The organism is Micromonospora sp. NPDC049101, assembly GCF_040648675.1.
Classification (GTDB): domain Bacteria; phylum Actinomycetota; class Actinomycetes; order Mycobacteriales; family Micromonosporaceae; genus Micromonospora.
This window is the reverse complement of the sequence record NZ_JBEZED010000002.1, coordinates 140,554-157,873: the sequence shown is the minus strand read 5'-3', so window position 1 is coordinate 157,873 and position 17,320 is coordinate 140,554. Positions and strand designations below refer to the sequence as shown.

Sequence of the window (17,320 nt, the reverse complement as noted above, 5' to 3'; positions counted from 1 at the left end):
TAGCCCGTACGGTCCTAACTCGACCTCCTCAACTCGGCGATTCACGTCTGGTTGCCATCGATGGCCCCAGCGGATCTGGTAAATCTTTCTTTGCGGAACACCTCATGCAGGGCATCGCCGCATGTGGGTCTAACGCTTCCCTCGTGCATACTGACGATCTACTAGAAGGCTGGGACGATCAGATTTCGTTCTGGGAGCGCCTAGAGCTTTGGGTACTTCAGCCGCTACGCCGAGGCGATTCTGGCGGTTTCTACCCATATGACTGGGCAACCGCGCAACGTAGTGCCGACTGGATTACTGTCGCGCCCGCCCCGATTGTGATCATTGAAGGTGTCAGCAGTTCCCGGCAGGCGATTTGCCAGGAACTTAGTCTCGCAGTGTTCGTCACAGCACCCCAGCCGTTGTGCGTTTCACGAGTATCGGCCCGCGACGGAGGAGACTTGCTGCCATTCATGGAGAATTGGCGAGCGAGAGAAAAAGACTTCTTTCGGGAGGACCGAACCCGAGCGCGGGCCGATTTAGTCGTAGACGGCGCGCCCAGCCGGAGTAGCTATCAGTGGGGCGAAGAATTCGTCGTCACCTCCGGGTGAAAGCATTAATTGTGACGGGCGCGCAACCCGATGAAGATCTTGTTCACCCGGGCGGCGTCGAGCGACGCATTCGGATCGGCGGCGAGCGCGGCTTCCAATCCGGCGCTCGGATGTGTAATCCCCGGACTGGCACGGGCTGTCTCCGAGCCACCTCGCCTACCTCATCCGCCGCTATACCCAGTTGGTGAGGTGGTGCTCGACCTCGACGCGCACCCCGCCGCCATCGCTGTGACCGCCTACCTGGACCGGGTACCGGGCCGGCTGGTCACCGGTCGCCACGGCCTGCACGTGCGGCTTTGCCTCGCCTCGCCAGCCCTGGCGGTGGTGGGAATGTCTGCTTGCGGTGCGCGTGAGAGCATCGCTCGATGCTGCGTTATGACGAAGCGGATCTAATCGCCTACGTTGCTGAGCACTGCTCCGGGGTGGCCCTCGCGTTGTACGACACCACGGACCAGGCCGCTGGCGTCGCAGCGCTGCAGGGTGCGGTTCGGGCGGTTGGCCGGATACCGCATCCGGACGACCCCGAGGACCCGCTGCCGAGTTGGTGCACCGTACTCCTGGAGGACGCCGTTCCGGTGTTTCGTCTGGACCTCAAGGACGAAAGTCAGTACGCCGAGCACGTCGTCCGGATCGTCCTTGATGAGCTCGACGCGGCTGACATCGACGGTCGACTCGAGCCCAAGAGGCCAGCACAGCCGCCCTACGACCATGACGCCCAGGCCGACATCTTCTACGGCACCGCGACGGGCCTGACCGAACTGGACGGGGGGCTGCCCCCGCGCTTTCCCGCCAGCTTCCCAATACCGCAGGAAGCCACGCTCGTACTCGCTCAGCAGGCCCGCGACGGCACCTGGGAACACGCCGCTTGGCGGCGTTCAGGCCGGCCATTCATCGAATACCCACAGCAGCTGCGGACCTTTGGGTGTGAGCTCGGCAGCGTCGCCGCGGCCGAGGTCGCCGACTACGTCGACACGACATGCATGGTCAGGTACTCGCTGGGACGGGGACGGGACCGCGGCAGCGTCTCGCTCTATCACGAGATGCGCAAACCGGGTCAGCAGCCATCGAACTGGTACGTCAGCGTCGTCTGGCAAACCGCTACCGACCTGCCGCCTCCGTTACCCGAGAAGACCTCGGCACCGACGTCTGCCGCCGATCGCGGCCTGGACCCGGCAAGGGTACGCGAGCTGGTGCCGGCCTTCGCTGGACTCGAACACATCGTCAGCTGCGAGACGCTGCTTGCGATCAATGCGGCGTCGCTCGCCGTGAACGCGGTGGCCAGTGCCCTGCCACCGCAATGCCACCATGAACGGAACTTCCCGCTCTGGCAGCATGGCCAGCTCGCACCGCTGCTGCGCGGGCTAAGCCCCGATCAGATGACGGTAGTCCGCCACGCCTGCCTGACGACGATCTCCAACTGGACATACCATCGGATAGCGCGCCTGCCACGCCTTCCCCTGGCTCGCGACGACGCCGGCTATCTCTTCGCAACCGACGCCCGACACGCGGCCGCCCCGACGCTGCAACCCGAGCAGATCCTCGAAACCGAAACGCTCTACGCGCTGCAGACCGCCGCGATCATGCTGGACCCGTTGCTCGAAAGCCTACGCACCACCATCGCCGACCCGCTGACCCAACTCCTCGGCCAACTCGTTACACACGACGACGGCAGGCCGCTGGAAGAACTGGTCCGGGGTCCCGACGCAGACCGCTCCGAGCTCGTCGCCGAAGCCGAGCGGGCTGGCATCGTGCAAGGCTCGGCGAGCACCATGTCCGCAGCCCCGATTCTCGTGCGCCTCACCCGGGCCGGCACCCATCAGGTCAACACAGCGATGCGCCAACGAGCCGGCCAACTCTCCAGAACCCTTGAGGGCATCACCCCCGAACAGCTGACCGATGCACGCGACGCCTGCTGGCAGATAGCCTCAAACCGGCCCACTTCGCCCGCAGCTCCCTGACCCGGGAGTTTCTAGTCGATCGAAGCGCGAGGCCGTCGGGTAGGCGACCGGGCCGCCGCCGGGGATCAGCTCGACCACCTGGCCGGTCGCCCCGGGGCTGCGGGTTGTCGGGGTGCCCGTCCAGGGGCGGCAGCTCAGGGGTCAGTCGGCGGGGCGCGAAGCGTACCGACCGTGCGCCACCAGGTCGGCGAGCAGGTCCGGTGGGATCTCGTACAGGTATCCGCAGCCGCGGTCCACGGCGAGAGCGCCGCCGTCGACGCTGGAGATGTCGGCGTCCAACGTGGTGTCGCAGCGGTCGCAGTGCACCCGGGGCCGGGGGTTTCGGCGGCTGCCCCGGACCTGCGCAGCGGGGGCCGGCAGGCGGGTGAGCCGCTGGGCGACCGCGACACGACCGGTTCGGATGTCGATGCTCAGGTCACTGGCGCACCCCTGGCAGGTGAAGGACTTCACGGCGGGATGCGCGCCGTTGCCCTGCAGCACGAACGGGGCCTGGCAGCCGGCGCAGGTCAACGGTCGCCGCCAGTGGCCGGCGGGTGGGTTGTCCGGCGCGGGCGGCGGGCTGCCCGGGCGCGGACCGACCAACCGTGTCGAGGCGGCCCCCGGCGCGGGGAGGCCCGGCGGGCTCGGCCGGTCGGCCAGGCGCGACCGTACCCTGTTCCACGCGCCGGTCGCCGGGGCCGCGTCGAGCCGCGGCTGCGCCAGCGGGCGCAGGTGGGCGCGGTGCACCTCGTCGGGGTACGCGTCCCACAACCGCACCCAGAGGGGCGCGAACACCTCCGCCGCCAGGCCCGGCAGCAGCTCCCGGGAGAACCGCCACGCCGCCTCGGACGGCGCCACCGAGATCAGCCACCGCCACAGGACCGCCCAGACCTCGGTGCGCTGCCAGGTGGTCAGCTCCCGCTGGGCGGCCGCGAGCAACTCGGGCCGCGCCTGCCACTCTTCCACGATCCGGTCGATCACGCCGTACGCCTGGTCGACCGGCGCGTTGGACTCGACCGCCGCCCCCACCACGTCCAAGTCGGTCGGATCGCCGCTGATGAGGTCCTTGGCGATGAGCGCCCAGGACGGCCGTGTTCCGTTGCGGCGCAGCCAGTTCGCGACGACGACACGGAATTCCCGGTCCCGCAGCAGGTGCCGGCACGGCCCCTCGTGTATCGCGATCCGCCACAGCGGGCCGGCCGAGAACTCGTAGGTGTCCGCCGCGCTGAACCAGCGGTGCACCAGCTCGCCCAGGTGCGTGCTGTCGAGGTCGCCGGCCGTCGCGGCCAGCACCCCCGCCCACCGCTTGTCGGTCATCTCGGTCAGCAGCCAGGGCAGCGCCAGGGCGCGGGCCCGGTCGACGGGCAGTGACGGGCGGATGGCGGCGTACACGGCGCCCCACGCCGGTCGAGGGACGCCGAGCCACCGTTCGGCGTGGACCAGCACGGCCGGTTCGGCGGGGGTGCCCGCCGAGGCGGTGGTCGCGACCTGGAGGAGCTGCGCCGCGCGGCCGGACGCCGGGTGGGCGCGTACCCAGTCCAGCAGGGTGCGGGCCGTCCGTTCCCGGTGCTCGGGGGCCGTGGCCCGGGCGATCCGGGAGGCGAGGTCACCCCACGCGGTCTCCTCGTCGGGGTAGCGGGTCAGCCAGAGCAGCGCGGTGTCCGCCACCTCGGCGCGCCGCGCCGGTGGTGCGACGCGCAGCATGCCGACGAACACGTCGGCGCAGTGCAGGGCGTCCAGGCCGCCGGTCAGGCGGTCGGCGCCACGGCCGACGAGCCCGTCGTCCGGCTCCACCATGTTCAGACAGAGATGGCTGTACACGCGGGGCCAGCGGGTCGAACCGGGGTTGCGGTCCAGCCAGTCGATCGCCGCGGCCCGGATCTCGGGTTGCCGGACGTGGGCCGCCCGTAGCTGCACGAACAGCAGCGACCAGGCCGGGTGGTCGGCCGTCAGCAGGCCGACCAGTCGATCCCGCAGCGGCGGGCAGAGCTCACCGTGCCGTTCCAGGTGGGCACGCAGCACGTCGCGCCGCCAGCCGCCCCGGAGAAACCAGGGCCAGCTGACCAGGCGGGCGAGGGCGTGGCCGGTGCCGATGTCGGTGGGGAACGACCGCATCCACGCCCCGAGCGCCGGCAGCAGGTCGACCGGTACGGGCGCGGCGAGGATCTGCCGCCACACCAGGGCCTGCTCGCGGTGGGGAGGACCGGCCAGCCAACCGTGCACGACGCCCTGGTGGTCGCCGCCCCGGCGATGCAGGGCGGCGACCAGCGGCGCGAGCGGCCCGTCGGTCGCGATCCCGCCGCGGACCAGCCGGTGCGCCACCTCCAGCAGCGGGCGGTACGACCACGGCTGGCGCAGGACGGCCACCAGGGTCTGGAGCGCGTCACCGTCGACGCGGCCGGCCGTCGTCTCGACCAACACGTCGAGGTCCCCGTCGTCGGGTCGACGCTCGACCAGCCGGCGTGCCGTGGAGTGCCAGGCCGGCCAGCTCCGCTTCGCCCGCAGGAAGGCCCACACCGCCCGGTCCGCGACCGGATCGCGCAGCCGTACCAGCGCGTCGACCAGGTCGGCCAGCCCAACGTCGGTGCCGGCCGACGTGGTCAGCCGGTGCAGGGCGTGGGCCATCGGACTCCAGCCCCGGGCAAAGCGGACCTGGCGCTCCAGGCCGACCCAGACCGCGAGCACCGGGTGGGCGAGGCGGGTCAGGTCCGCACCGGTCGCCTCGGCGGCGGCGAGTACGGCGGCTTCGGCGTCCAGCCGGGAAAGCGGGGACGCGGCGTCCGGACCGTCGGCGCGACCTGCCGTTTCGGTCGGATGCTGACTCAGGGCGGCCCGGGTGACGGCGGCGAGCAGCACGCGTAGCAGGGGCAGGCTGGCCCAGCCGCGCGGGTTGACCCGCACCGCGCCCAGCAGCGCGTCACGCAGGTGCTCCCGCCGGACGGCGGCGTGCCCCGCCACGGGAAACCAGACGTCGTACATCAGGCCAGCCAGCAGGGGATGGGCGAGCCGGTAACCGGGGCGACCGTCGTCGGACGGCAGCACGTGCAGGTCGGTCCCGTAGCCGTCGAGGGCGTCCCGGACCTCGGCGGGCAGCAGGTGGAACGACTCCTCGGGGTAGCCGACGTCCAGCCGGTTGACGGCGAGCAGGTCGACGAAGAACCCGTACAGCTCAGGACTGTTGGTCGCGGTCACCCGCGACCGGAAACGCCTGGCGTACGCGGTGATGCCCTCACCGTTGTTGCGCCACTCGAAGAACAGCTGCGCGGGCAGGGGAACTCCCCCCTCGGGCAGCCGGGGTGCCGGGGTGCCGGTGCGCAGGGCGTACCAGTCACGGAGCTGTTCGCGCAGCGTCGTGTCGTACCCGTCGTGGCGGTAGCCCCCGGTGACCACCTCGCCGTGCCGCCGCTCGAACATCGCCCGCTGCTCGGTCGGGGCGCAGCAGACGAAGACCGGCAGGCCGCTCACCGGCTCGGTCTGCAACCGGTGGGCGAGGATGTCGAACGCCTGCCGCCAGGGGTCGGGCCCCTGCCCGTCGCCGACGGTGAGCGGGTCGTCCACCCCGATCACCACGTGCCGGGTACGACCGAGTCCGTCGGCGTGCCGCGCGGCGTCGGACAGGTGGGACCCGCCGGCGGGGCACAGCACGGACATGCCGGCGCGGGCGTTGAGCCGGGCCAGCAGTTGCAGGAGCAGGATGCTCTTGCCGGCGCCGGACGGCCCGGTGACCCAGAACATCGGAAGCCGGCCAGCGAGCTGACCCGCGTCGGCCAGGATGACGTCCTCGTACCAGGCCCAGTAGGCCCGTTCCACCTCGTCGACGGCGTCGGTGGGGGCGAAGAAACCCTCGCGGAGGTGGGCCAGGGTGGGTTTCTGGTTGACCAGGACCCCACCGGGACGGGGGACGACGTGCTCAGGTGCCCGGTCCCGGCCGGTCATCATGACGACGGGCGCCGGGCCGGCCTCCCCGAGCGTGGTCCGCAGTAGCTGCTCCGGGTGCTCGCCCAGACCGGAGGCGAAGATCTCGCTGACCAGCTTCGGTGCCCGCGCCGCCGGTTGTGCCCACCCGCCGTTGTGCAGCAGGGCGATCAGCCGGCCCTGCGGGTCCGCGCCCGGGTGCAGGTCGACCCGGTCGATCAGGTCGTGCAGGGTGCGCTCGGCGTCCTCCAGCTCGTCCGTCGGTTGGCCGGCCAGCATGTCCGTCAGCCACCGCCGCATCTCCGCGTGCGGGTCGGCAACCGCGATGCGAGGCGCCTCGATCCGGTACCGCAACCGGGCGCTCGCCCGGGGCAGCGCCGCGACGGTCGAGTGCACCCGGGCCAGCTCGTCGAGCAGCTGGCGCAGGACGCCCGCGGAGAGGGGTCGGCTCGCCGCCACCCGGTACACCGGCCCGGCGGCCTCCGAGCGTGTCAACTCGGTGTGGATCCGCTGCGCGGCGGCACCGGGATCCTGCGGATCCACCGTGGCGAAGGCGCGCTCCAGCACCTCGTACAACTGGATCGCGAAGGTGCCGGGACGCCGCGCCGCCTCCGGCACGCGGGGATTCTGCCGCAGCTCGTCGTGGACGGCCCGCAGGTCGTCCAGCCAACCGGCGCTGGCCCCGTTGCCCGGCAGGACCGGCGCCGCGGCGTGGTCGGGCACCCCGAGCAGCCGCCACCACCGCTGCGGATCCGGGACGCCCGGTCCCCATTCCGGCCACGCCCGGTCCGGCTCCAGCAGGGTCAGCGGCGCGCAGAGCAGGCGGCCGGTACGCGGTGCGTGCTCGACCACCACACCGACCAGGTGGTCCCGCACGATCACCGGACCGCCGGACATCCCGTCCCAGGCCGAGTTCGGCGGGTGGAGGAAGCCTCTCGTCCGTGCGCCGCCGGGGTCGCCGTCGGTCACCGGGGGCAGGCGGACCTCAACCAGGCCCGATTCCAGCTGCGACGCCCGGAGCAGCGAACCCCGTTCACAGAACGACAGACCCCGGTTGGTCTCGGCGAACGCCGGACAACCCCACACGTCCACCCCGTCGAGCGGCGCGAGGTCGGTGCCGACGCGATCCAGCCGGGCCACCGGGAAGGTGCGCAGCCCCGCTCCAAGCCCGGGTACGCGGAGCAGTGCGAGGTCGGGGCCGTCCGGGCCCGGCGTCCAGATCGCGTCCGGGCCACACGGGACCGCATGCCGGGCTCCGTGCAGGTCGACTGCGGCGACCGTCCGACCGGCGGTCACCACGTGCGCGCAGGTGAGCACCACCTCGGGCCGGACCACGAAGCCGCTGCCGTAGACGTAACCGCCCTCGACCCCGACCTCGATCCGCACCAGCCGCTCCGCCGAGGACAGCCCGGCCGACGGTGTCACCAGGACCGGCCTCCCCTCACCGCAGCCGGGTCGCGCTCACCCGGTTGACCTGCACCGGGTTGCCGCTGGCGTCCACCGGTGCCCCGAACTCGATGGTGATGGTGTGGGTGGCCTCGCGCGAGTAGCTGGCGCCCCCGCCCAGCTCCGCCTCGATGATCGGGATCTTGAAGCCGGCCCGGCCGTCGATGTCCGTGGTGGCCACCGCGCTCAGCTCCACCGAGACGGCGTTGATGGGAAACCGGATCTCCGCGCTGGCCGCCCTGGTCTGGGCGAGCGTCAACTCGCGACGCAGCTCCTCGATGGCGTCGGCCAGGTCTAGGCCGCCCTTCCTGGTCATCCGCACCTCCGGGATCACGATCGGCGTGCGCCGCCCGATCGGCGTTTCGACAGCATCGCAGGTGGTAGTCGATCATCCGGTGCGGATGCGGTGCGAGGGAGTGTCCGATTTCCGATTGCCGCAGGCCGCCGTCCCCGCGCCCATCGGTGCCGGGTCGGCGCGCCGCTGCTGCCGCCCCGACCGCCTCGTCGGCACCGGTTCCCGAGCCGTAGGCCCCTCGATGACCGCAAGGCGTTGTGCGGGATCCTGTTCGTGCTCTACACCACGATCCCGTGGGAGTACCTGCCCCAAGAGCTCGGGTTCGGGTCGGGGATGACCTGCTGGCGCCGGTTGCGGGACTGGAACGACGCCGGCGTGTGGCAACGCCTGCGCGAGACACTGCTCGGCAAGCTGCGGGCCGCCGACCAATTCGACATGTCCCGGGCGGTGATCGACGGAACCCATGTTCGGGCCCTCAAGGGCGGCCCAAAGCCGGTCCGAGCCCGGTCGACCGCCGCAAGCCAGGCTCGACGACATCCACGAAGCCTTCCTCACCCTCGCCTGCGCCATCATCTGCTGGGAACGGGTTGAACGCCTCGGTCACGGCGGCGGCGCGGTCCCGGACGCCGAGATTGGCATAGCTGCTCAGCAGGTGGCGCTTGACAGTGGCCGTCAGGCTGACGGTCGGCCGTTGGAACAGCCACATGGCGCTGAGCGAGAAGGGTTTCTACGGTCTCGCGTACGCCATGACCTGTTCGCCGCCGTTGCGGGGCAGAAGTCCGTGACCAGCTCCAGTTCCACGCCCCCGACGCACACGGCACCGCGGTCCCGGCCGATCCGATGGCACGCCTGACAGGCGTGATCGATCCCGTTCGGTCAGCCGCGAAGGTAGGTGAGAACGGCCGACACCCGGCGGTCCGAGTGCGGGTCGATCGGGAGCTTGGCGAAGATGTTGCCGATGTGCTTGCGCACCGCGGCCTCGCTGACGAACAGCTTGCCGGCAATCGCGTGGTTGGTGTGGCCTTCGGCCATGAGCGCCAGCACCTCCCGTTCGCGTTCGGTGAGGCCGGCGAGCGGACCGTCGGTGTGCCGGCGGACGACGAGCTGGCGGACGACCTCGGCGTCGATGACCGTGCCGCCCGCGGCGACACGGTCGACGCTGTCGAGGAAGTCGCGTACGTGGCCGACCCGGTCCTTCAGCAGATAGCCGATGCCGCCGCCGGGGGCGGCGTCGAGCAGCTCGCCGACGTAGGCGTCGGCGACATAGGCGGACAGCAGCAGGATCGCGATGCCGGGATGGGCGGCTCGGATGGTGGCCGCCGCGCGCAGGCCCTCGTCGGTGTGGGTGGGTGGCATGCGAATGTCGGTGACGACGAGGTCGGGGCGGCAGTTGGCCGCGTAGGTGAGCAGGGCCTGCGCGTCTGCGACGGCCGCGACGATGTCGTGGCCAGCGCGTTCGAGGATTCGCACCAACCCTTCGCGGAGCAGGGCCGCGTCCTCGGCGACCACGATGCGCAGTGCCTTCGGCGGCGTCAGTGGATTGGGCACGTCATCCTCACCTGGGTCGGGCCGCCGACGGGGCTGGTGACGTGCAGGTCGCCGTCGAGGGCGTCGAGCCGGGCGCGCAGTCCGGCGAGGCCGGTGCCGGCCTGCGGGTCAGCGCCGCCGACGCCGTCGTCGACCACCGAGACGATCAGTGCGTGGTCCTCGGTCCACGCGTGCACCTGTGCCGATCGGGCCCGGGCGTGGCGGGCGATGTTGGTGAGGTTTTCGCTGACGAAGAAGTAGGCCGCGGCCTCGACGGCCGGGGGGAGCCGGCCGTCGAGGGCGAGATCGAGGTGGACCGGGACCGGTGAGCGACCGGCGATCTCGTGCACGGCCGCGGCGAGACCATGGTCGGTCAGTACCTGGGGGTGGATGCCCCGGATCGTGGTGCGCAGGTCGGCGAGGGCCTGCTCGGCCTGCTGATGGGCCTCGCGCACGAGGTCGAGGCCGGGGCCGTCGGTCAGGTCCAGTTCGGCGCTGCCCAGTGTCATGGTCAGCGCGACGAGGCGCTGTTGGACGCCGTCGTGGAGATCGCGCTCGATCCGGCGGCGTTCGGTTTCGAACGCGTCGACCAGCCCGCTTCGGGAGCGGCGCAGCTGCTGGACCGCTTCGGCCAGTTGGGCTTCGGGCGGGTCCAGCAGGTGCCGCACCAGGGCCGCCTGGCCGCAGGCCAGCGCGGTGACCGCGTACGCCAGCAGGACGAGTGTGAGGATGCCGGCGGGCGCCGCCAACCACGCCTCACCGGTGTTGTCCACCCGCCACCCGGCGGCCTCGACCACGTCGTGACGGACCAGCACCGGAGCGAGGATCAGCACGACCGGAGCCGTCAGCAGCACCACCACCGCGGCGTCCACGAGCCAGAACAGCGTCACCAGCAGGACCGTGACGGCTGTCTCCGGCCAGGCCACGCGGCCACGTTCCCGATCGCGCGGCGCAGGTAACCGGCTCACCGGTCGCCCGGGAAAGATCAGCCGGAGGCGGCGCCGCTCGCCCGCGGCGGCGAGGTGCGCGAGCGTCGGAAGGCCGGCGAGCACGAACAGTCCCGCGACCACCACGATCGTGGCCACGCCCACTGTGAGTACCACGAGCAGGAGGATCAGCCAGCCGAGACCGATGGGCACGGTGGTGGCCACGTACGCGAGTGAGCGCCACGGCCACACCGACGCCAGAAACCGCGTGGGACGTCCCCGTACGGCTGTCCAGGCATCATCCACGTGCCCAACCCTACGGTTCGCACCGGCCGGGCGGGGTAGCGTGCGCGCTACCCCCGAAGTCGCGTCGAAGCCCGTGTGGTGGGCCGCGCCGGCAGGTGTACTCAGGGCATGAACCAGGCATCCCCGGCGGCCGTCACGCTCGACGGCCTCACCCGCACCTACCGCTCGCGCGCCGGCACGGTGCATGCGCTGCGCGGCGTCACCCATGTGTTCCAACGCGGCACGTTCACCGCGATCATGGGACCGTCCGGCTCCGGAAAATCCACCCTGCTGCAGCTCGCCGCAGGCCTCGACCGGCCGACCGGCGGGCGGGTGCTCGTCGGCGACACTCAGCTCGACAAGCTGGACGAGACCGCGCTGACCCGCTTCCGGCGCACGTCGATGGCGTTCGTCTTCCAGTCCTACAACCTTCTCGACGCGCTCACCGCGTTCGAAAACGTCGCGCTTCCCGCCCGCCTGGCCGGACGCCGTGTCGACCCGGCCGCCGTGCAGACCGCCCTGGCTCACGTCGGCCTTGCCGAACACGCCAGGCGTCGGCCATCGGAGCTGTCCGGCGGCCAGCAACAGCGGGTCGCGATCGCCCGGGCGCTGCACGGTCGGCCCGACGTCCTGTTCGCCGACGAACCCACCGGCGCCCTGGACCGCGGCACCGGACGCGACGTGCTGGAACTCCTGCGCTCGCTGGCCGACGGCGGCCAGAGCGTCGTCATGGTGACCCACGATCCACTGGCTGCCTCGTACGCGGACGCGGTGTTGTTCCTCGCCGACGGGCAGATCGTCGGTCACCTCACGCACGCCGACGCCGGTCAGATCGCCGCGACGATGACCGACTTGGAGCGATGATGCTGACTTTGAGCCGGCAGACGGTGCGCAGCTCATGGCGCGGCTACCTGGGCGCCTTCGTCGCGCTGCTGTTCGGCGTCGTCCTGATCGCCGTCACCGTGACGCTCCTCGGGAGCGTCGACGCCACCGGCGGCCGGCCCGGCGTCACCACCGACCAGCGCGCCCAACTCGACGACCTGGCCGCGGTGTTCGGGATGATGTCGGCGATCTCGGCGTTCATGGCGCTGTTCGTGGTCAGCAGCACGTTCGGCTTCGTCGTGGCCGGCCGCCGGCGCGAGCTCGGCCTGCTGCGCCTGGTCGGCGCGACGCCAGGGCAGGTGCGCCGGCTTCTGCTGGGCGAGTCCCTCGTCGTCGCGGCCGCGGCCACCACGGTTGGCGGTCTGCTCGGCACGGCGCTGGCCCCCGCTGTTCTCTGGCTGGTGGAGGCCATCGGGATCACCACGCTCGACCTTCGGGCGCCGCGCCCGTGGATCGCCTGGGCGGTCGCCGTACCCACCGGTGCCGTGATCGCGCTCCTCGGGGTCTGGCGATCCTCGCGCCGCGCCGCCCGGATCGCCCCGAGCGCCGCCCTGCGGGAGGCCACGATCGAACGAACCCGGCCGAGCATTCTCCAGCTCGCCGTCGCGACGCTGTGCTTCGGCGGCCTGGTGGTGGTGGTCGTCGTCGCCGCCGGCATGCCGCCGCTGTTCGCCCTGATCGCCTCCATCCTGCTGCCCGAGGTGGTCGTGATTGGCCTGACGAGCATCGGCCACGCCGTCATCCCGCGGCTCGCCGCCCTGCTCGCCCGCCCGTTCGTCGCCCGGGACGTCACGGCCCGGATGGCCCGCGACGAGGTGCGTGCGGCCGCCCGCACCACCGCCGCGGTCGCCGCCCCGGTCGTGGCCATCTCCGCCATCGCCGGGTCGCTGCTGCTGTCCCTCAGCTTCCTCGCCGACTGGACGAACGCGCAGGACCGGGCCCGGCTGCGCGCACCGCTCGTCGTCGAGGCAGACAGTCCGGCCGCGGCGGCGGTCGCGTCCGACAAGGCCGTCGCGATCGCCGACGTACGCCGGCAGGGCATGCTCCAGCGTGACGAGGAGGGCCGTCCCGGCGTGCGCGATCAGGTCGAGATCCTCGACCCCGTCACCGCCTCCGCCGCCCGGGGCCTGACCGCCACCCGCGGCACCCTCGACGACTTCCAGGGACGCGTGGTGGCGGTCACCGCCTCAGGGGTCATTGACGCCGGCGTCGGCCTGGGCGGCACTCTCCCGGTCTGGATCGCCGGCGAGCGGGTCCCGTTGCGGGTCGTCGCCGTCATCCCCGACGCACCCGACCTGTACGGCGATCTCGTCATCCCGGCCGGCCTGCTCCCGCCCGCAAGCGAACGTGCCACCGGGACGGTCTTCGTCCTACCGCGCGCCGACGCCGCCGCGGCGCGCGTCTCCCTCCAGCGCACCCTCGCCGGCACCAACAGCCGGATCCTCGACTCCGGCGACTGGATCGACGCCACCACGGCCCAGACCCGCCAGGCCAACAACCTCGGCCTCACCATTCTGCTCGGACCGGCCGGCCTCTACGCCGCCATCGCGATCGTCAACGCCACCCTCATCGGCGGATCCCAGCGGCGCCGGCAACGCGACCTGGTCCAGTTCCTCGGCGCGACCCCCGACCAGGTCCGGCGAGCAGCCATCTGGCAGGCCGCCCTCGTCTGCGGCACCGGCCTGCTCCTGGGCGGTGCCACCACCGTGCTGCTCGGCTGGCTCGTACGCCGCGCCATCACCGCCGACCTGGTCGGCATCGCCGTGCCCATCACCATCCCATGGCTCCCGCTGCTCGGCATCGGCGTCACCTGCCTGCTGCTCACCGTGGCCGCAGCAGCGGCCGGTATCCGTACGCGCAAGGCTCCACATCTAGCCGGGAACGCGCCATGAGCGTGGATCCCGGAAGACGTCACGGTGTTAAATCCTTCCGACAGGAGAACCCGATGTCCCGTGTCCTTCCCCGCATCCTGGCGGCCCTGGTGACCGTCGGCGCCGGCCTCGTCGCCGCGCCCGCGGCCCACGCCGACACCTCCCCCGTCCAGCGCAGTGTGGACGCGCTGGTCTCCCAGGACCGATTCCCCGGTGTGCTGGCGTCGGTGCGGCAACCCGACGGCCATACCCGCAACTACACCGCGGGCGTCGCGGACCTGCGCACCGGAGCGAAGATGCCGGTCGACGGGCGGGTCCGGATCGCCAGCAACACCAAGATGTTCACCGCCACGGTGGTGCTCCAGCTGGTCGGCGAGGGCAAGGTCGGCCTGGACACAACGGTCGAGACGTACCTCCCGGGCGTGGTCCGTGGTCCCGCCATCGACGGGCGCAACATCACGGTCCGGCACCTGCTGCAGCAGACGAGCGGCCTGCTCGACTACGACGAGGCGATCTTCGCGGACTTCCCCGACGGACTGAACACCTACTACGAGCCGTACGACCTGCTCCGGGCCGGCTTCGCCACGAAGCCGGAATCCGCGCCGGGGGCCAAGTTCGTCTACAGCAACACGAATTACATCCTGGCCGGCCTGGTGGCGCAGAAGGCGAGCGGCCGCCCGATCGGTGAGCTGATCACCGAGCGCATCATCGAGCCGCTGGGCCTGCGCGGCATGTACTGGCCGGCCGAGGGTGAGACCACGATTCGCGGCACCCACCCGCGCGGGTACCTCCCCGCCGATCCGCCCGTCGACATCACCGAGTCCGACCAGTCGCCCGCCTGGTCCGCCGGCGCCCTGGTCGGCCGCCCCTCCGACGTCAACCGGTTCCTCGCCGGACTGCTGGGCGGCCGCCTCCTGGCACCGGCGCAACTGGCGGAGATGAAGAAGACGGTGGCCGCGCCGGGGTTCGACAGCGTCGGCGGTTCCCGGTACGGCCTCGGCCTCGCCACGTTCGCGCTGAGCTGCGGCGGTTTCGCCTGGACGCACGGTGGCATCGCGCCCGGATACGTCACCGTGGTCGGCATCACCGCCTCCGGCAAGGCGGCGACCGTCGCGGTGAACTCGATGGTCCCGGACGACGACGCCAACCGGCGACTCGAGCGGTCCCTCGACATCGCCCTGTGCCGGGGCTGACACCCCGCGTCGCCCGCGTCACCCTGATCGGGCCCGGCGGCGGCGGGAGCGGATCGGAGGCTCGCGCGGCCTCGCCTCCGCGAACCGCGCGCTCGGTCTGCGGGAGACCCGGCCCAGCTCACACCGGGGGATCACCAAGACCACGGTCGCCGACCAGCTCCGGCTGCTGACCGCGCTGACGTCGCCGACGGGACCGCTGACCCCGCAGGACCGTACTTTCATCATGGGCCTCATGAAGAGGGTAATCTCCGAGCAGCGATGGGGGGTCAGCGCCGCACGGGAGTCGGGCAGTCAGTCTTACTACGTCAAGAACGGCTGGGACGCCGCCGATGTTGACGGCGGCCGCTGGCTGGTCAACAGCACCGGACGGATCGTCGAGGCCCGTCACGACTGGCTGATCGCCGTACTCTCCGACCATCACGTGAGCCAGGAAGCGGGCGTCCGCGTCGTCGAGAAGGCCGCCACGTACGTGCTCAACGAGCTGCGCGCCGCCACCTCGGCCGACGGCCCTTCACAGGGGTAGGCCGCACATCCGAACTGCCCCACGTCGGCTACCACTTTGACGAGGTCAGTCGGCGTACACGATCAGCGCTTTTCCACAGTGCCCACCCGCGGCCGCGCGCCCCCATGCCATCCTCGGCCTTGCGGGCCGTGCGGTACGCGGCCTGGCTCGCTCCGCGGAACATGCTCCAGGCGATGGCCAGGTCACGAGCCGGATCACGCGTCATCGAGTCGATAGGAAGCAGGGAGATCCGCGGCGGTCAGCGCGCCGGCCAGGCGGCCATGGCCAGTTCCGCGGTATCGGTGAGTTCCGCCGCCGTGGCGCCATCCCGGGCGCGTTGGGACATGCCGTGCATGACGGCCGTGAAATACGCGGCAAGCTTGCGAGGGTCGGCTGCCGCCGGCAGTTCGCCCTCGTGCCGGGCGGTTGTCAGGCGCTCCTCGAACGTGCCGACGCTGGCGTTGCGCAGGTCGCGCATGTAGGTGGCGACATCGGTGTCGGCCGCGGCCGCGCTGCAGAGCAGGTTTCCGGCCGGCGTCTCGGGGTCGGTGTACATCGCCGCCGCGTCGAGCAGGATGCGGCGGAAGGCGTCGAAGGCCGTCGACTCCCTGGACATGGCGGCCCAGATGAACTCCCCGGCCGGGGAGCGGCCGTACGTCTCGATGACCTCGTTGAACAGGGACCTCTTGTCGCCGAACGCCGCGTAGAGGCTGCCGGGCCGGATGCCCATCTCCCGGGTCAGGTCGCTGATCGAGGTCCCCTCGTACCCGTTCTCCCAGAACAGGCGGGTGGCGGCCGCCAGTGCCGCCGCCCGGTTGAAGGTCGGCGGCCGGCCTCGCCGTACCTCTGGTGTGTCCATGACCCCATTCTAGAGCGGTCGTTCAAAAGAGGGCAGGCTATTTGTTGGCAGATCACTCAAGAACGAGCTAGGTTCCTCTTGAGCGATCATTCAACAAGGGAGCGGTCATGTCAGGAGCACTGCGGAACAAAGTGGCAGTCGTCACCGGCGGCAGTCACGGGATCGGCCGGGCGACCGTCGAGCGGTTCGCCCGCGACGGGGCGACGGTCGCCGTCGGCTACGGCCACGACGAGGCGGCGGCCCGCGACACGGTGGAGCGCATCCGCAAGGACGGCGGACGTGCCTTCGCCGTGCACACCGAGCTGGGCACACCGGGCGACGCGGCTCGCTTCTGGGAGACCTTCGACAAGGCGGGCCGGGAGCTCGTGCCGGACGGGAAGATCGACATCCTCGTCCACAACGCCGGCAAGGGAAGCTTCGCCCGGCTGGCCGACCTCCCCGAGGACGAGTTCGACCAGGTGATGGCCGTGAACGTGAAGGCGCCGTTCTTCATCACGAAGCTCGCGCTGCCGCGACTGCGCGACGGCGGCCGGATCATCAACGTCTCCAGCACCGCGGCCAGAGTCGGCAGCCCCGATCTGCTGGCCTACGGCGTCAGCAAGGCGGCGCTGAACTGGTTCAGCTACGACATGGCGCTGGATCTGGGCCCGCGCGGGATCACCGTCAACTCGGTGTCACCCGGCATCGTCATGACCCGGAACAGCCAGTACCTGGTCGACAATCCGGAACTCGCGGCGCAGCAGACGGCGCGCGTCGCCCTCGGCCGGCTCGGCGAGACCGACGACGTGGCCAGCATCATCGCCTTCCTCGCCTCTGACGAGGGGCGCTGGGTGACCGGTCAGGTCATCGACGCTTCGGGCGGCACCGCGCTCTGAGGACAGGCTGGCCAGGTCGCGTTCGTAGGTGGCGTTGATGTTGCGGCGTGGCGGTAGTCGATAACGGAAGAGGTCTCCGGTGGTTGATTCAGCGACCAAGCTAGAGCTTCACACCGGAGACCTCTACCACTGCCCGCACTGCCGGTTTTCCGGGCACCGTGACCTGGTCGCGGCTGCCACCATCGCCACCCGTAGCCCGGGCGGCGGACACCACCCC

The 17,320-nt window shown here is 71.3% G+C and carries 11 protein-coding genes and 1 pseudogene; 7 read left to right on the top strand and 5 right to left on the bottom strand.

Annotated features, from left to right (window positions below; translation table 11 throughout):
• Positions 1-955 precede the first annotated feature (955 nt).
• Complete coding sequence (locus AB0B57_RS03405) at positions 956-2,548, top strand: hypothetical protein (protein WP_357064723.1); 1,593 nt, start codon at positions 956-958, stop codon at positions 2,546-2,548.
• 141 nt (positions 2,549-2,689) lie between these two features.
• Here the strand turns inward: AB0B57_RS03405 and AB0B57_RS03400 are convergent, their stop codons facing one another.
• Together AB0B57_RS03400 and AB0B57_RS03395 are read right to left on the bottom strand one after the other, a co-directional pair.
• Complete coding sequence (locus AB0B57_RS03400) at positions 2,690-7,867, bottom strand: serine protease (protein WP_357064722.1); 5,178 nt, start codon at positions 7,865-7,867, stop codon at positions 2,690-2,692.
• Positions 7,868-7,883: 16 nt separating this feature from the next.
• Positions 7,884-8,204, bottom strand: a complete 321-nt coding sequence (locus tag AB0B57_RS03395) for a trypco2 family protein (RefSeq protein ID WP_357064720.1) — start codon at positions 8,202-8,204, stop codon at positions 7,884-7,886.
• A gap of 165 nt (positions 8,205-8,369) precedes the next feature.
• Here AB0B57_RS03395 and AB0B57_RS03390 point away from each other — a divergent pair.
• Positions 8,370-8,713 (top strand): annotated as a pseudogene (locus AB0B57_RS03390) (transposase); the annotation flags it as partial.
• A gap of 346 nt (positions 8,714-9,059) precedes the next feature.
• Here AB0B57_RS03390 and AB0B57_RS03385 read toward each other — a convergent pair.
• Both AB0B57_RS03385 and AB0B57_RS03380 read right to left on the bottom strand, forming a co-directional pair.
• Positions 9,060-9,701 carry a response regulator transcription factor gene (locus AB0B57_RS03385; protein WP_357064974.1) on the bottom strand — a complete coding sequence of 214 codons (642 nt, stop codon included), beginning with the start codon at positions 9,699-9,701 and terminating at the stop codon, positions 9,060-9,062.
• Positions 9,702-9,715: 14 nt separating this feature from the next.
• On the bottom strand, positions 9,716-10,942 hold the full coding sequence (locus AB0B57_RS03380) for a histidine kinase (RefSeq protein ID WP_357064718.1): 1,227 nt from the start codon (positions 10,940-10,942) through the stop codon (positions 9,716-9,718).
• Positions 10,943-11,050: 108 nt separating this feature from the next.
• On the opposite strand from AB0B57_RS03380, the gene AB0B57_RS03375 reads away from it, so the two are divergent.
• The 4 genes from AB0B57_RS03375 (at position 11,051) to AB0B57_RS03360 (ending at position 15,390) form a co-directional block, all read left to right on the top strand.
• Positions 11,051-11,785 (top strand): ABC transporter ATP-binding protein, encoded by a 735-nt coding sequence (locus AB0B57_RS03375; RefSeq protein ID WP_357064972.1) that lies wholly within the window; start codon positions 11,051-11,053, stop codon positions 11,783-11,785.
• Entirely contained in the window at positions 11,782-13,695 is a 1,914-nt protein-coding gene (locus tag AB0B57_RS03370) for an FtsX-like permease family protein (protein ID WP_357064717.1), read from the top strand. The genes AB0B57_RS03375 and AB0B57_RS03370 overlap by 4 nt, the downstream gene beginning before the upstream one ends.
• A gap of 53 nt (positions 13,696-13,748) precedes the next feature.
• Positions 13,749-14,867 (top strand): serine hydrolase domain-containing protein, encoded by a 1,119-nt coding sequence (locus AB0B57_RS03365; protein ID WP_357064715.1) that lies wholly within the window; start codon positions 13,749-13,751, stop codon positions 14,865-14,867.
• Positions 14,868-15,099: 232 nt separating this feature from the next.
• Positions 15,100-15,390, top strand: a complete 291-nt coding sequence (locus AB0B57_RS03360; RefSeq protein WP_357064713.1) for a hypothetical protein — start codon at positions 15,100-15,102, stop codon at positions 15,388-15,390.
• A 238-nt stretch (positions 15,391-15,628) separates the two neighbouring features.
• Here AB0B57_RS03360 and AB0B57_RS03355 read toward each other — a convergent pair whose 3' ends face one another.
• On the bottom strand, positions 15,629-16,228 hold the full coding sequence (locus AB0B57_RS03355) for a TetR/AcrR family transcriptional regulator (RefSeq protein WP_357064712.1): 600 nt from the start codon (positions 16,226-16,228) through the stop codon (positions 15,629-15,631).
• 107 nt (positions 16,229-16,335) lie between these two features.
• On the opposite strand from AB0B57_RS03355, the gene AB0B57_RS03350 reads away from it, so the two are divergent.
• Complete coding sequence (locus AB0B57_RS03350; protein WP_357064711.1) at positions 16,336-17,103, top strand: SDR family oxidoreductase; 768 nt, start codon at positions 16,336-16,338, stop codon at positions 17,101-17,103.
• Positions 17,104-17,320 lie beyond the last annotated feature (217 nt).

Coding starts and splice junctions, on each gene's coding strand:
- AB0B57_RS03405 (WP_357064723.1), top strand. CDS start 956: ATGCTGCGTTATGACGAAGCGGATCTAATCGCCTACGTTGCTGAGCAC.
- AB0B57_RS03395 (WP_357064720.1), bottom strand. CDS start 8,204: ATGACCAGGAAGGGCGGCCTAGACCTGGCCGACGCCATCGAGGAGCTG.
- AB0B57_RS03375 (WP_357064972.1), top strand. CDS start 11,051: ATGAACCAGGCATCCCCGGCGGCCGTCACGCTCGACGGCCTCACCCGC.
- AB0B57_RS03370 (WP_357064717.1), top strand. CDS start 11,782: ATGATGCTGACTTTGAGCCGGCAGACGGTGCGCAGCTCATGGCGCGGC.
- AB0B57_RS03365 (WP_357064715.1), top strand. CDS start 13,749: ATGTCCCGTGTCCTTCCCCGCATCCTGGCGGCCCTGGTGACCGTCGGC.
- AB0B57_RS03360 (WP_357064713.1), top strand. CDS start 15,100: ATGAAGAGGGTAATCTCCGAGCAGCGATGGGGGGTCAGCGCCGCACGG.
- AB0B57_RS03355 (WP_357064712.1), bottom strand. CDS start 16,228: ATGGACACACCAGAGGTACGGCGAGGCCGGCCGCCGACCTTCAACCGG.
- AB0B57_RS03350 (WP_357064711.1), top strand. CDS start 16,336: ATGTCAGGAGCACTGCGGAACAAAGTGGCAGTCGTCACCGGCGGCAGT.